Below are 16,076 nucleotides of genomic sequence, written 5' to 3'. Positions count from 1 at the left end.
AAAAGGTTCAGAAATTTCTGAACCTTTTTGTTTTATTAAGAAAGCTTTTGCATCTCTTGTTTTATCTTTTCCTGAAGCCCTTCCGAAGCAGCAACAAGTGGAAGTCTCAAGTAATTTTTGATAATCCCTTTTTCTGCCAGAATGGTTTTTACACCACAAGGATTACCTTCTGCAAAAATCAATCTGGTGATTTCTACCAAAGAATTATGAATCTTGTAAGCTTCGTCTACTTCTCTTTTGCGAGCCAATTTTACCATTGTAGAAAATTCTTTTGGATAAGCCTGCCCGATTACGGAAATTACACCGTCTCCACCAGCTAAAGTTACTGGAAGCGTATATTCGTCATCGCCAGACATTAGAGAAAAATTCTCAGGTTTTTGTCTCAAGATATCGAAATATTGCAGGATATTAGGAGCGGCTTCTTTTACCATAAAAAGATTGGGGAATTCATTAGCCAATCGTAATGTTGTAGAAGCTTCTACGTTTTGTCCAGTTCTTCCTGGAACATTATAAATGATAATTTTTTCGCCAGTCTCAGCCAAAGCTTTATAATGCTGGTAAAGTCCTTCCTGGTTTGGTTTATTATAATAAGGAGAAACCGAAAGTACAGCATCAAAATCTGATAAATCTGTTTCCTTGATTTGTTTTACAACTTCAGCCGTATTGTTTCCTCCAATTCCTAAAACAAGAGGTAATCTATTATTATTAATCTTAGTGATGTGCGCAACCACCTTTTCCTTTTCTTCCTTGGAAAGTGTTGCAGCTTCTGCTGTAGTTCCAAGAACAACGAGGAAATTGGTTCCGTTGTCTATATTGTAATCTATTAATCTGGTAAGAGAATCAAAATCTACAGAAAGATCTTCATTGAAAGGTGTTACCAAAGCCACACCTACGCCTTTTAACTGACTCATTATTATTTGAAAATTAAATTTCTCAAAGTTAATTTATTTTAAACAAAATTTGAACTTATATAGTCTGAAAAGTAATTTTATTGTTATTGTGGCTGGAAAACATTTATAGAATCATATTCTTTTTGCCAAGTTTTGATAGGGTTTTTATGGGATTTTATAAGCTTGTAATTCTTCAAATCCAACGAGTCTACTTTTTCTTTTGTCATCGAATTTTTGATGAAATAAGTAGCTTTTCCTTTTCTTACTTTTACGAAAATCCCTATAAAATTATAATCATCATCTTTGATGAAAGCCGCTGGCAAATTGATGTAACTAATTTTATTCTTTCTTAAAAACTGATCAAATTTCAAAGTTGATATTTCATCGAAGAAAGTTTTATTTGCCACCAATCCATCCGCAGGAATGATATTAAGATCAGAATAAAAAGCCAATTTTCCGGGAAAATCATAGGTGTAGATTCTTGAATTTTCGGGTAAGGTATTTTTAATTTCTTCAGCAAAAACCTTTACTTCATCTTGTTTTCTGTCAGCAATTTCAGATTTTTCATCCATCAAAGTAAATTGTATACTGAAATTGCTACTCATTTTAAAATATCCAATAAGACAAGAAATTAAAACTCCTGAAATCAAAATAGGATAAACAACGTAATTGGAATTCCTTCTTTTTATTAATAACAATGTGAGGTCTCCAATCAATAAAACCAAAACCAAAGTTTGCGCAACATAATACCATTGCCCAATTTGAGACTGAAAACCAATGTTATAAAGGATTTGGGATAATGAACCTAATGCAAAGAAAAACTTGAGAGAGCGGTACTTTATAGTTTTTATTAATATTAAAAATAATATTGAAATAACATTAATTATTAAGAAAAACTTGCTAATGATCGTTAGATACAGGTTGGGCTGAAGATGTGGGAAAGAACTTTTTATTCTTCCACTAATTGGGACAAGACTTCCAAACCAATAAAAATTGCTTAATAGATAGGTGCCTACGATTAATAAAATTATGATTCCGGATTTTAGAAAAACTCTATAATCCCATTTTCTTTGAACCAAATAATAAATTCCTAAAAATGCTAATGGAAAAACGTTATCCAATCTGCTGAGAAAAACAAGTGAAAATAGGAGTCCAAAAATCCAATCGTTGCTTTTTTGTTTTGATAAAAACCAAAGCAGCAAGCAAAAACAGAACAGATTAAGATGTGCCTCAATAAGATAAAGTGTTCCTAAGCTGAAAAATAAAATACTGATGCAAAAGAATCCTAGAATTTTGCCAACAAGATTATCTGTGAAAAATACTTCTAGCTTTTTGAAACTTAATAACACAAAAAAGACTTGTAAAGCCCAAAGTATATAAACTACATTTTGTTTTGCAAACGGATTGATAAATTCTGCAATGACACAAAAAAGCATCCAAAGTGGGTGATATCCATTTGTAAGATATAAATCATTGAAGTAAGAACCTTTCCCATGAACGATATTGAAAGCAATTTGAGGATAGAAAAAGCCATCATCAGCCGGAAATTTCGCTGGATTGAATAAGAAAAATATTGCTGAAAGACAGAAAAAAATATATAAGATTCCTTTTTGTTGAAGAAAATTGAAAGCCATACACCGCATAAAAACACAAAAATAATGAAAAACAACATTTTGTACTGTTTCTTTTTTGATAACAAACATCAAATGATATATTTTTGTAGATATGTGTAGTGGAATAGGTGTTTTATGATAATCAAATCATTTTGCAAAAGATAATATTCTTGTTCGCAGGTGTTGTCTTTTTAGGTTATTTATCTTCAATATGAATAATAATCAAATCATTCTGTGGCTTCATTTGTAATTATTATGAACTTTTAATTTATTATTTTTGTTTAATGTACAATAGCCTAAAAAAAATTCTGCCCAAAAATTTTTTAATCAAAAACGAATTATTCTTCAGAAGATTTATTAGCATCTTCTATTGGGGAAATAGCCATCAATGTACAATATGTGATAGAAAATTTAGGAAATTTTTATTAAATCAACGAGGGGAAAAACTTTGCCCAGGTTGTGGAAGTATGCCTAGAGATAGACGATTGTTTGCGGAGTTTAAAAAAGAATTTTCCAATCAAGAGAAGATAAGATTGTTGGATTTCTCACCTTCACGATCATTGTATAGAAGATTGAAGCAAACAAAGAACATCCAGTATTTTCCAACGGATTTGTCTACAGATTTTATTTCAGAATATCAATACGACATCACGGATATCCCACAAGAAGACCAATTTTTTGATTTTATATTTTGCTATCATATTCTTGAGCATATTGATGAGGATACAATAGCTATGAAAGAGTTACATCGGGTTTTGAAAATTAAAGGAACCGCTTTTGTCCAAACGCCCTTTAAACAAGGAGAGATTTACGAAGATGCGAGCATTAAGACAGAAGCTGATCGGCTGAAGTATTTTGGGCAAAAAGATCATGTAAGAATATATTCTGTTGATAGCTTAGCAGATCGTTTGAAAAAGACAGGTTTTGAAGTTAAGATAAAAACATTTGGAGAAGATGATTATTTTGGACTTCGAAAAGATGAAACCATCTTGCTTCTAACCAAGAATTAATAGATCTGTAATAGGTCTATTGATTAAATAGTTAGTTTAAAATATCTAAATTCATTAGATTTGTATCCATATTTTCTTGTAATGATAAACAAACTTTTGGGATTCGGACTCATTGGGTTTCTGTTAGTTGGTTGTAAAGCACCTCTTAACATTGCAAACATCCATACCGAAAAGAATATTTATATTACCAGCGACATTGATGAGAATAAGGAAATGGATGCTATTATCCAGCCTTACAAACATGAGTTGGAAGGTAAAATGAATACAAAAATTTCTCATACCAATGTAGAACTTACAAAGTCTGGTGATAACAGTAATCTAGGTAATCTTTTAGCAGATTATACTTTTGAAGGAGCAGATGAGTGGGCAAAGAAAAATAATTTACCAACTGTAGATGCTGCAGTTATCAATATCGGCGGAATAAGAACCATCATTCCAAAAGGTGATATCCTTACCAAGCAAATCTATGAGGTGATGCCTTTTGAGAATGAGATTGTCATTGTCAAAATTAGTGGAAAAGAGTTGGAAGGATTATTTGATTATTATTTGAAAACTCAGAAGAACAACCCTGTTTCGCATCTCGTTATCGAAACTGAAAATGGTAGCTTGTCCAAAAAACTTATTGGTGGAAAAACGATAGATTATAATAAAACTTATTACCTCGCCACTTCAGATTATTTAGCTTTGGGAGGGGATAGTATGTTTTTCTTTGGAAAAGGGGAGCTCATCTCTACGGGAATCAAAATGAGAGATCTTTTTCTGGAAAAATTCAAACAAAACCCAGAAGTTTCGGAGCCTAATGATGTAAGGTTAATTTTCAAAGATAAAAAAGTACAGGACTAATGAAAAGAAAAGAATTCTTAAAATACCTTGGTGGAGGAAGTCTTGCTTTGACAATGGCTCCCAATCTTTTATTAGCAGAGCAATTTGATATTCTGAAAAAAGAATCAGCACATAAACTCACGATTCTGCATACCAATGATCAACACAGCAGGATAGAACCTTTTGACGCTTCTTATACAAAAAATCCCAATCAAGGTGGTTTTGCAAGAAGAGCTTCTTTAATTAATAAAATAAGAAGTGAGGAAAAAAATGTTTTGCTTTTAGATTCGGGGGATATTTTCCAAGGAACTCCTTACTTTAATTTTTTTGGCGGAGAGCTGGAGTTTAAGCTAATGAGTATGATGAAGTATGATGCCTCTACAATGGGAAATCATGATTTTGATAACGGTTTAGAAGGTTTTTTGAAAGTTTTACCCAATGCGAAGTTTCCCTTCATTTGTTCCAATTATGATTTCAAAAATACAATTCTTGATGGGAAAACCGAGCAGTATAGAATCTTCAACAAAGATGGAATCAAAGTAGGAATCTTTGGTGTTGGAATTGAGTTGAATGGTTTAGTCGGAAAGAAAAATTATGGCGAAACTATCTATCATAATCCAATTGAGCTGGCACAGCATTATGCTGACTTCTTGAAAAATGAAAAAAAATGTGATGTCATTATTTGTCTTTCTCATATTGGTTTCGATTACAAAGATGATCCGGAGAAGATTTCGGACAAACATTTGGCTGTGAAGACCTCGGGAATAGATTTGATTTTAGGAGGTCATACACATACTTTTTTGCCAGAACCTATGACTTTTCAAAATAAAGATCATAAAAATGTGATTGTGAATCAAGTAGGATGGGCAGGGATTTTGTTGGGTAGGTTAGATTTTTATTTTGATAAAAATAAGGATGTAAAAAATATTTCTTGGAATAATCAGTTAATAGATGAAAACATACTAGTTTAGAATGAAGAAAAAATTATTGCTTTTATCTCTTTTTATAGCGATTATTACATTTGCTCAGACAAGTAAATGGGGTGATTTGTTCTCGTATAACAATGTTTTAAAAATTAGAGAAGATAATGACCGATTGATTGCTGCTACAGAAAATGGTATTTTCTTCTATTATCCATCAACAGGAGAGATAAAAAAACTGTCCAAAGCCAACGGTCTTCATGATGTTAAGATTGCTGCTTTTGATTACGATGCTACTAAACAAACTGGGATTGTAGGTTATCAGAATGGATCTATGGATGTTATAACGCCCAATGGGATTTATTTTATTGTTGATATTCCATTAGCAACAGGATACAATGGGAGTAAAAAAATTAATCATATTTCTATTAATGGAGATAGAGCTGTAATTTCTGCCGGATATGGAGTTTCTATTTTTAATATTTCTCGTAGAGAATTTGGGGATACGGCATTTTTTGCAAGTGGAGGCGTTTATGAAGCTGTTAATTCGGCAGTTATCAAAGATAATTTTGTATATGTAGCTACTAATTTAGGGTTAAAACGACATGAACTCAATTCTACATTTGCCATTTATTCTGAATGGAATGTAAACCCGAATTTTATACAATCTGGTATTTTTAGAAAAGTAGATGCTAATAATATTATTGCTTTTTCTTCTGGTAATCAGGTTAGGTATGGTGATGGTACTACGTTTTCTAATATACCAAGAACTTTTGGAGATATTCGAGACCTTAGAGTTACAGAAAACCAGATTATTGTTACAGATCAAAATCAGGTTTATGTTTACAGTGTGAATGGTGAACAACAGAAAAATTTCAATGCTAGCGAAGAGTTGAATACGGCAATAATGTATAATAATACATTGTATACAGGGACAAAACTTGATGGGATTTATAATGAACAAAAAGTTAGTTTGAAACCGGATGGCCCTTATAAAAACACATCATACAAACTATCTCTTCTCAATAATCAGATATGGGTGTCTTCAGGTGTAAGAGATGATTATGATATTGCACCAAATCCTTCCCATTTAGGTTATTATCATTTTGATGGATCTAAGTGGATATATCCAAATTATTTTATTCAAAATTCAGATATTACTTTTAATATCATGGATGTTGTTCCTAATCCTTCCAATCCTTCTGAAGTCTTTTTTACCAACTATACGCAAACTAATAGCAAAGGCATCTATAAAATGACAGATGATGTTTTGGCAAAGACTTACCTTACAGAACTTAATAGCTTACCAGCAGGTCCATACATCAATAGACCTTTTGGGTGTGCTTTTGACGATACAAATAATTTACTTTGTTCCGTTTCTCATACAACTAAAGGGGGTGGTTTTTATTACTACAATAGACAATCAGATAATTTTGCATTAACTGATGTTGCAGTAACTTATAATGTTCAAAAGCCATTGGCAAAGGATGGGATGATTTATATTCCTGTACCTTATACACCAGGTGGTATGCTGGTTTATAACTACAATAATACACCAGCTACAACATCTGATGATTCATTTAAGTTTTTAAATAAAAACAATAATTTACCCACTGATAATAGATGTGCAAGCGTTGCATTAGATAAAAATGATGATCTTTGGATTGGTACTAGAGGCGGGCTTAGAGTTTTATCAAATCCAAAATCAGCAATCTTAGAAGATAGTCCACAAACAGACGAGATTATCATAGAAGAAAACGGATTGGCGGAAGAGCTTTTCCGTGATGCTTTGTTATTACAAATAACGGTGGACTCAGGAAATCAAAAGTGGGTTTCGGTTGATGGAGGTGGTGTATTCTACCTAAGTCCTAGTGGAGATAGAACGATATACCATTTTACAAAAGCTAATTCTCCATTACCCAATGATAGTGTTACGGATATCCAAGTAGACGAGAAGACTGGTAAAGTCTATTTTGCAACATTGGATGGGATTATGGTTTATCAAGGTGATGTAACCGAGGTAACTTCCAATTTTGGAGATGTTTTAGTTTATCCAAATCCAGTTGTTTATGCTCAATATAAAGGTAATGTAAGGATCAGAGGATTAGCTTCTAAAACTAATATCCGAATTACAGATGCAGCAGGAAATCTAGTACATTCTGCTGTGGCAAATGGTGGTTATTTTGAATGGAATCTTAACAATCAGCGTGGCGTAAGAGTCGCTTCTGGAATCTATTATGTACTAATGACAAACGAAGATGGAACCGACACTGCAACTGCAAAAATAGCTGTTGTGAATTAAAGAATGACACAAGAAGTTTTTTTACTGTCTTATACAAAATATGGAGATCACGATGCTGTTCTCCATTGTTTTTGTAGAGAAAATGGGTTCGAAAGTTTTTTTGCCAAAGGAATCTACGCGCCTAAAAACAAGAAAAAAGCATTTCTTTTTCCATTGAATGAATTGTTACTTTACACTTCGGAAAAGAAAAAAAATATCCAGAACATTAATAAAATCGAATCTAAAAACATCGATTTATTTACATCTGATATTAGGAAAAGCTCTATTTTGTTTTTTATTTCGGATTTGCTCAATCAAGTTTTGAGGAATGAAAACCAAAACCAAAATATCTATTCAGAGATTTCTCTTTTTCTAAGTCAATTACAAATGGATAATTTCCAATCACATTTGATATTTATTTTCAGATTGTTGAAACAACAAGGTTTACAGCCTTTGTTTTCGGATAAAACTTATCTCAATCCAGAGTCTGGAACCTTCGAAGAGACCGAATCTCATCATTTTTTCAATAAGGATATTTCGGCAATTTGGAAAGAATTAGTTATTTCCCCAAATCCTTATGATATTAAGCTAAATCGATTGGGAAAACAAAATTTACTGGATTCTATTTTAGTTTATTACCATTATCATTTTACAGATTTTCGGGAACCAAAATCTTTAGAAATTATTAAAGAAATATTTTAAAAAATATGATTATTAAAGCAGAATTAGAAGATATTTCAATCATTCAGGATCTTGCAAAAAGATCTTGGGAAGTTACTTATGCCAATATTTTGAAACCAGAGCAGATTGATTATATGTTGGATCTGATGTATTCTAGTGATGCAATTAGAATTCATTTAGAAAACCCAAATTTCCATTATTATTTAATCAAAGAAAATAACGAGTTTCTAGGTTTCATCGGTTTCGAATTTCATCAAGAATTGGGAACAACCAAACTCCATCGCATCTATTTTCTAAAAGAAGCACAAGGAAAAGGTTTGGGTAAAAAAGCCTTGAATTTTATAAAAGAAGAAGTAAAAAAGATTGGTGATAAAAGAATCATTTTAGCTGTTAATAAAAATAATCAAGCCAAAAGTTTTTACGAATCTCAGGGTTTCAAAGTCTATGATGAAGGCGTTTTTGATATCGGAAATGGTTATGTAATGGATGATTATTTGATGGAATTTGTCCTTTAGCAATAACTCCAAAAATATATTGAAAAGCATTTGTTCATTCGCAAGTGCTTTTTTTGTGATTTTAATTTTGATGAAAATTATTAGTTATTTTGAATAAATTATTAATATTCAAAATAATAGTAAAAACTTAAAAACTCTTTTGGGGTTTTAGTTAGCTTGGAATTAGTTTCTATTTGTTTGAATGTTAAATGAATAATTATTTTGTAAAATTTTATTAATTCTGTTTTTAAGTTTTTAATGAATTCAATATTAATTTTTAAGCCTGATTATCTTAATTAATTCTTACCATTCTTTAATAAACGATTAATGATTCTTTAAAGTTCAATATCGGAGATAATTTTAGATTTGTCGCAGAACGAAGTCAAGCTGATGCCTGATAGTAATTTTTCTTCATATACTATTTTTTAAATTTAGAAAGCCGGCTATTTATAGTTGGCTTTTTATTCTCAAAAGAAATATGGATTACTCAAGAACTCAGAAAAACTCTTCCCAATGAGACTCTCTAACTAATCTGCGCCCACTTATTCTTCCCTTTATACTGCCTGATGTAATATTGTTTCATCATTTGATTATCCGGATGATTAAGAAGAGAATCCTGTTCCAATATCTTTTCCACAGCCAGCTTCGAAGCTTTGATAATGGCAGAATCTTCAATCAAACTCAATTTTTTAAAATCCACAACACCACTTTGCTGAGTTCCCAGAATATCGCCCGGGCCACGCAATTCCATATCAACTTCCGAAATTTTGAATCCATCATTTGTCTGAACCATCGTTTTGATTCTCGTTCGGCTTTCTTTGCTCAGTTTATCGTCAGACATCAGGATGCAATAGCTTTGTTCAGCGCCTCTACCAACACGTCCACGCAACTGATGAAGTTGAGACAAACCGAATCTTTCCGAACTTTCTATGACCATTACAGACGCATTCGGAACGTTAACACCAACTTCTATCACGGTTGTGGCGACCATTATTTGCGCTTGTCCGGAAGCGAAAAACTGCATATTGATGTCTTTCTCCGCAGGTTTCATTCTTCCGTGAACCATCGTTACATTGTAGCTTTTGAAGAAATTCATCACGCTTTCCAAACCTTCCATCAGATTTTTATAATCTAGCGTTTCAGATTCTTCAATCAATGGATAAACAAAGTATATTTGACGACCTTTTTCAATCTCTTCTCGGCAAAAATTGTAAACCGAAAGTCGATCTTTTTCCCTTCTGTGAGCGGTAATAATCGGTTTTCTATTAGCAGGTAATTCATCAATCACAGAAACATCCAAATCCGAATAAAAACTCATCGCCAAAGTTCTTGGAATTGGCGTTGCGGTCATTACCAAAATATGTGGTGGAATATTATTTTTTGCCCAAAGTTTCGCTCGTTGTGCGACCCCGAATCTGTGCTGTTCATCGATAATTGCCAAACCAAGATTCTTGAATTTTACTTTATCTTCCAAAATAGCGTGAGTTCCAATCAGAATAGACAATTCACCATTTTCCAATTCTTCGTGGATGATTTTTCTTTCTTTGGTTTTTGAAGAACCTGTCAAAAGTCTGACTTTGATTCCCGTATTTTCTAATAACTCCTGAATTGAATTAAAATGTTGTTGCGCCAAAATTTCTGTTGGTGCCATCAAACAAGATTGGAAACCATTGTCCATCGCAATGAGCATTGTTAATAATGCAACCATTGTTTTTCCCGAACCAACATCGCCTTGCAACAATCTGTTCATTTGGGTAGAACGTTTCATATCGGTTCTTATTTCTTTCAGAACTCGTTTTTGGGCATTGGTTAATTCGAAAGGAAGATTGTTTTCATAGAAATTATTGAAATAATCACCGACAATCGGAAACGGATTTCCGAATGATTTTGTTTTCTGATGAAGCTTTTTGAGTCCATAACCCAACTGAAAGAAAAATGCTTCTTCAAATTTTAATCGTCTGTCAGCTTCTTCGAATTGTTTGAAATTTTTTGGAAAATGAATGTCATAATAAGCATTAATTCTATCCATTAATTTCAAAGATTTCATCAAATAATTAGGTAAATTTTCCGAAATTAAATTGGGTAAATCTTTCAGAAGACTGTAGACGACATTTTGAAAAAACTTATTGTTAATTCCTCGTTTGCTGAGTTTTTCACTTCCGGGATAAACAGGTAAAAGTGTTCCGTACAAAGCTTTTTTTTCATCAGCTTCAATCTCAGGATGAGACATAGAAAAGTTGCCATTGAAGAAACTGACTTTCCCAAAAATGAAAATTTCTTTGTTGAGCGGAATAGCATCTTTCATCCAGTTCGTATATCGAAACCAAACCAAATCCATTGTTCCTGTTTCATCACGAAATTTAGCTGAAAGTCGTTTTTTTCCTTTTTCGTAAACAACTTCTTGGATATCCGTTATTTTTCCTCGTAACTGAATATCCGCATCAGGTTCTTTCGTAAGATTTCCGATTTTGTAGATTTTACTTTTATCAATATATCGGATTGGGTAGAATGTCAACAAATCTTCCACAGTCGAAATCCCCAACACGTTCTTTATCAATTTTGCGCGTTCGGTTCCAATGTTTTTGAGAAATTCTATGGAAGTTTCTAAAGTCAATTAAGGAAAAAATTAATTCCCACGAATTTCGGGAAATAAAATATAACCACAAAAGTCACAAAAGAAAAATGAAATATATTTCAATAATCTATGTGAATTAAAATTTCATTGGGATTTGAAATGTTGAAAAAAACTTATTTTATTTTCGACTTAAACTTAGTCTGATAACTTTCCCATTCTTTTCGAGTCTTGATATTTTTGTACTCGTTGGTTGCAATCATTGTAAAATAGGGTTCAACTTCTTTGGCTTTTAGAGCTCCGGAAAGACTTGTAATTGGGTCTGCTTTCTCATCCAGAAAAACCATTGTCGGGATGATGTTGATGTTCATGTATTTCGAGAATTGATGAAGACCATTCTTGCCTTTTTTACTTTTATAATCTGGATTTGTGAATTTGTGTCCGGCAAAATTAACAACGTCGTTTCCGTCACTTTCAAACTTAACTGCGTAATAATTTTGATTGATTATTTTGGCAATCTCAGGATGATTATAAGTGTTTTTTTCCATTTCTTTACATGGAGCACACCAATCTGCATAAAAATCGATCAGTATTTTTTTAGGTTCTTTTTTCTGAGCTTCCAAAGCTTGAGAAATAGTCATCCAGTGGACTTGAGCAATTCCGAAGAATCCTGTTGTTAAAAGAAATATCAGTATTAGTTTTTTCATTATTGTGTTTTTATATTCTTTTAATTACATTCTTATGGTTTTAGACGTTTCAATTATTTTTTTACTTTACACCTTGCATTAATTTTTTTACAAATGGTGAAATCAAAATTAACAGAACTCCGGCAATCAATGCATATAAACCTAATTGTTTATAGCCATCGGTGTAAGTGATAAGAGCATCATAATTGGTTGCCCCAGATTTTACTTTTGCTAATCCTGCTCCAATTTGTCCTGCGACATATTGCCCGTAAGCGGAAGCTAAGAACCACATTCCCATCATCATTCCTTGCAGTTTTTCTGTGGATAGTTTTGTCATTATCGATAATCCAATTGGAGACAAACATAATTCTCCGAAAGTGATGACTAATAACGCAATTGTGAAAATATTGAGAGAAGTGATTCCTTGAAGAGTCGCGAAAAACTTAGTTCCAAAAAGAACATAATAACCTAATCCTAAGAATATAAATCCTAATCCGAATTTGTTGATTGTATTTGGTTCCAGTTTCTTTTTATTTAACCAGATCCAAAGTAGTCCAACCAAAGGCGCCAAGAAAATAATAAAAAATGCTCCTCCCGAATTATTAACGCCATTTGGGTCTAATCCGAAAAGGTCTTTGTTGAGATTATTCGCAGCGAAAATGCTTAGCGAGCCTCCGCTTTGTTCATAGATTCCCCAGAATAGAATTGAGAAAATAATGAAAATCAAAGCCGCCCAAAGTTTCTTACGTTCCTGTGAAGTTACTTTTGTCATCTCATAAAAAAGATAAATTAGCGTCAATGGTCCGACTGTCCACATAAAATAATCTGTGTATTGCGGAACAGAAACCATTATCATAATCAATGGAATGAAGATTAAAGATAGAATGTAAACGCCATATTCTTTCCATTTTTCAATTGGAGAAAAAGTGCCGTCTTGATTCAGTTTTTGAGGAGCAAGTCCGATTGGACCTAATTGTCTTTGAGTAAAAATAAAATTGATTAAACTCACGACCATTACAATTGCAGCTAATCCGAAAGCGACATTCCATCTTTTATGTTCCGGAATCAAAGCGGAAAACATCTCTCCTTTCCCAATCGCAATACAAAGATAACCACCTAAAAGCGCTCCCAGATTGATTCCTGCATAAAACAAAGAAAATCCTGCATCTGTTCTAGTATCATTGGGTTTGTATAATTTTCCAACCATTGTGGAAATGTTCGGTTTGAAAAAACCTGTTCCTACAACCGTGAAAGAAATTCCTAAAAAGAAATAATCGTGCGGATTGGTAGCAAGAATTATACTTCCAATAATCATCAAAATCCCACCCCAAAAAAGAGATTTTCTGAATCCTAAAATCTTATCAGCAAACAAACCGCCAACAAATGTAAATGCGTAAACAAATGCCTGTGTTGCTCCATATTGAAGATTGGCTTGTTCATCACCAAATTTTAATTGAGAAATCATAAAGAAAACCAGCATTCCTCGCATCCCATAGAAGCAGAAACGTTCCCACATTTCGGAGAAAAAGAGAGACCAGATTTGTTTTGGATATTTGCCTTTGAAGTTTTGAATTTCTTCGAGAGTTAAGTTCATAATTGATGAATGATAATTGATAATTAATTCAATTGTTGATTTAATGTGTCAACAATTGAGATTTATGCCATACGAATTTAACAAAAAACCACCGAATATTCGGTGGTTTGAATTTATAAATAAATGTGAAAGTTTTTACTTCACACCGTGCATCATCTTTTTCAAGAAAGGAGAAATCAATGCTAAAATAATTCCTGCAATTCCACATAGAACAACGAATACCATAAAGAATTCATACAAGTTATGGATTTCGAATCCTGCAAAAGTATGATTGGCTAATGGAATTTGATTTTGAGTAAGCAATTCTGTCTGAGCTGAACTCAAAGTTACTTTTTTGTCCAGTACATCTTGAAGATTAATTCCAAGTTCCTCAGCTTTTTTGAACTTATCTCCAGTTGCAGGCATAATTGAACCTAATGTTCCAGCTAAAGCATAACCCGCAGCATTCGAAATGAAGAAAACACCATAAAGTAAAGAGGCAAATCTCTTAGGTGCTAATTTTCCAACCAATGATAATCCAATTGGTGATAAACAAAGCTCTCCACAAGTCTGTAAGAAATATAGTAAAATCAACCATTTGATAGCCAATAAACCTGAGTTACCCAAATCTTTTACATTGTGTGCAAGGATAAAATAACTGATTGCTATAACAACCAATCCGATGGCTTGCTTCAAAGGCGAAACTGGTTCTTTTCCTGCTCCTCTCAACTTATCCCAAAGGAAACTGAAAGGAACTGCCATTACAACAATAAATAATCCGTTGAAAATCTGAACCATTGACGGTGGCATATTCCAGCCAAAGAAGTTTCTATCCGTTTGATTATCTGCAATGAAAGTCAAAGATGAACCAGCCTGTTCAAAAGCGGCCCAGAAGAAAATCACAAAAAATGAAACGACATAAATAACCAAGATTCTGTCTCTTTCGATTTTAGTAATGGATGAATCCGAAATAATCAATCCAGCCAATGTTAATCCAGCAGAATAAACAAGAGAATAAACAACATTTTGCCCAATTCCGTAATGGAATAAAAGTCCTAATGCTATGAATGCTATAACAGCTCCGATAATTGATTTTTGAGAAAATGATGCAGATTGTGCTTCTCCTTCTTCAAAGTCATCAGCGGTATTGTTTTTTGGAAGTCCTCCAATTGGTCTGCCTTCTGGCGTTACAACATATTTGTTTTTAAGCAATAGGAAAGTAACCGTACCTAAAAACATTGCTAAAGAAGCGGCTAAGAATCCCCATTTGAAAGCGTGGATGTCTCTGATTCCGTCAACACTTTTCACATCTCCTAAAATTGGGCAGATCAATTGACCTAAGAATGCTCCTAAGTTGATTCCCATATAGAAAATGGTAAATGCAGAATCCAATTTGTTCTTTTCTTGTTTTGGATAAAGACTTCCAACCATCGATGAAATGTTTGGTTTGAAGAATCCATTTCCGAAAATAATAATACCCAAGCCTACCCAAAGTAACGTTTTAGCAAGGTCAAGATTTTCTCCAAATAATGTTGCACTAAAGAATAAAATCAACTGTCCAATTCCCATCAGCGTTCCTCCAAGAAGAATACAATATCTATTTCCAAGATATTTGTCCGCAATGAAACCTCCCAACATTGGCGTTAAATAACATAGAGCCAAAAATCCACCATAAATAATAGAGGTTTCTGACTCGATAATTCCAAGGGAATTAATCATAAAAAGCGTCAACAACGCTCTCATCCCATAAAAATTAAAACGCTCCCACATCTCTGTTCCAAATAGAACCCACAAACCTTTAGGATGTTTTGAATTAGTCTTAACTGTATCCATATAAATTAATTGTTAAATTTTCTTAAAGGTAACAAATATAGTTTTTTTTCATCAACGGGAAATGATAGTGATTGTTGTTTCTGAAAGATTTAATAAATGAGATTCTATCAATTTGCTTTAATTTTACCATCTTATGGAAATGAATTTAGAATTTAGAAAAGCAATCGCAGAAGATTCTTCGGTGATTTGGCAAATATTACAAGACGCTATTACAAGGAGAAAAAATGATGGAAGCAGGCAATGGCAAGACGGTTACCCGAACCTTGAAACAGTAAAATCCGATATTGAAAAGGGATTTGGTTATGTATTATTGGTTGACGGAACTGTTGCAGGTTACAGCGCGTTAATTTTCAATGATGAACCTGCTTATAATGATATTGAAGGAGAATGGCTGACTAATGGAGACTTTTTGGTGGTTCATAGAGTTGCGATTTCGGATAAATTCGCAGGAAAAGGATTGTCCAAAAAGATTTTCAGTTTCGTTGAAGACGTTGCGAAAGAGAATAATACCTTCAGTATAAAAGTAGATACCAATTTTGATAATCCTGCAATGTTATCAATTCTAGAGAAATTAGGATATCAATATTGTGGCGAAGTTCATTTCCGAGGAAGTGCTAGAAAAGCATTCGAAAAAGTCCTTGGAAATTAATTTATAACTCATAAAAAAGCGAAATTAAATCAGATTAATTTCGCTTTTTTAA

13 protein-coding genes are annotated in these 16,076 nt (G+C 32.9%); 7 read left to right on the top strand and 6 right to left on the bottom strand.

Annotated elements, in window-relative coordinates:
• Positions 1–35: 35 nt before the first annotated feature.
• Positions 36–911: a 4-hydroxy-tetrahydrodipicolinate synthase gene (gene dapA / locus RTY06_RS13125; protein ID WP_116033071.1), complete on the bottom strand. Its 876-nt coding sequence runs from the start codon at positions 909–911 to the stop codon at positions 36–38.
• A gap of 83 nt (positions 912–994) precedes the next feature.
• Positions 995–2,593 carry a hypothetical protein gene (locus RTY06_RS13120; RefSeq protein ID WP_312825449.1) on the bottom strand — a complete coding sequence of 533 codons (1,599 nt, stop codon included), beginning with the start codon at positions 2,591–2,593 and terminating at the stop codon, positions 995–997.
• Positions 2,594–2,970: 377 nt separating this feature from the next.
• On the opposite strand from RTY06_RS13120, the gene RTY06_RS13115 reads away from it, so the two are divergent.
• The 6 genes from RTY06_RS13115 (at position 2,971) to RTY06_RS13090 (ending at position 8,732) form a co-directional block, all read left to right on the top strand.
• Positions 2,971–3,513 carry a methyltransferase domain-containing protein gene (locus tag RTY06_RS13115; RefSeq protein WP_312825448.1) on the top strand — a complete coding sequence of 181 codons (543 nt, stop codon included), beginning with the start codon at positions 2,971–2,973 and terminating at the stop codon, positions 3,511–3,513.
• An 81-nt stretch (positions 3,514–3,594) separates the two neighbouring features.
• On the top strand, positions 3,595–4,356 hold the full coding sequence (locus tag RTY06_RS13110; RefSeq protein ID WP_312825447.1) for a 5'-nucleotidase C-terminal domain-containing protein: 762 nt from the start codon (positions 3,595–3,597) through the stop codon (positions 4,354–4,356).
• Positions 4,356–5,306: a metallophosphatase gene (locus RTY06_RS13105; protein WP_312825446.1), complete on the top strand. Its 951-nt coding sequence runs from the start codon at positions 4,356–4,358 to the stop codon at positions 5,304–5,306. The genes RTY06_RS13110 and RTY06_RS13105 overlap by 1 nt, the downstream gene beginning before the upstream one ends.
• 1 nt (position 5,307) lies before the next feature.
• On the top strand, positions 5,308–7,557 hold the full coding sequence (locus RTY06_RS13100; protein WP_312825445.1) for a T9SS type A sorting domain-containing protein: 2,250 nt from the start codon (positions 5,308–5,310) through the stop codon (positions 7,555–7,557).
• A 3-nt stretch (positions 7,558–7,560) separates the two neighbouring features.
• Entirely contained in the window at positions 7,561–8,238 is a 678-nt protein-coding gene (gene recO, locus RTY06_RS13095; RefSeq protein WP_312825444.1) for a DNA repair protein RecO, read from the top strand.
• Positions 8,239–8,243: 5 nt separating this feature from the next.
• On the top strand, positions 8,244–8,732 hold the full coding sequence (locus RTY06_RS13090) for a GNAT family N-acetyltransferase (protein ID WP_312825443.1): 489 nt from the start codon (positions 8,244–8,246) through the stop codon (positions 8,730–8,732).
• 502 nt (positions 8,733–9,234) lie between these two features.
• Here the strand turns inward: RTY06_RS13090 and recG are convergent.
• The 4 genes from recG to RTY06_RS13070 form a co-directional block, all read right to left on the bottom strand.
• Complete coding sequence (gene recG, locus RTY06_RS13085; protein ID WP_312825442.1) at positions 9,235–11,325, bottom strand: ATP-dependent DNA helicase RecG; 2,091 nt, start codon at positions 11,323–11,325, stop codon at positions 9,235–9,237.
• 134 nt (positions 11,326–11,459) lie between these two features.
• A complete protein-coding gene (locus tag RTY06_RS13080; RefSeq protein WP_312825441.1) occupies positions 11,460–11,990 on the bottom strand; it encodes a thioredoxin fold domain-containing protein in 531 nt (176 codons plus the stop codon).
• Between the two features lie 61 nt (positions 11,991–12,051).
• Complete coding sequence (locus tag RTY06_RS13075; RefSeq protein ID WP_312825440.1) at positions 12,052–13,563, bottom strand: peptide MFS transporter; 1,512 nt, start codon at positions 13,561–13,563, stop codon at positions 12,052–12,054.
• A gap of 135 nt (positions 13,564–13,698) precedes the next feature.
• Positions 13,699–15,375, bottom strand: a complete 1,677-nt coding sequence (locus tag RTY06_RS13070) for an oligopeptide:H+ symporter (protein WP_312825439.1) — start codon at positions 15,373–15,375, stop codon at positions 13,699–13,701.
• A gap of 133 nt (positions 15,376–15,508) precedes the next feature.
• Here RTY06_RS13070 and RTY06_RS13065 point away from each other — a divergent pair, with 133 nt between their 5' ends.
• A complete protein-coding gene (locus RTY06_RS13065) occupies positions 15,509–16,024 on the top strand; it encodes a GNAT family N-acetyltransferase (protein ID WP_312825438.1) in 516 nt (171 codons plus the stop codon).
• Positions 16,025–16,076 lie beyond the last annotated feature (52 nt).

It is taken from the genome of Epilithonimonas sp. (genome assembly GCF_032055105.1).
GTDB lineage: Bacteria > Bacteroidota > Bacteroidia > Flavobacteriales > Weeksellaceae > Epilithonimonas.
The sequence above is the reverse complement of the archived record's forward strand: the minus strand, read 5'-3'. Positions and strand labels throughout refer to the sequence as shown.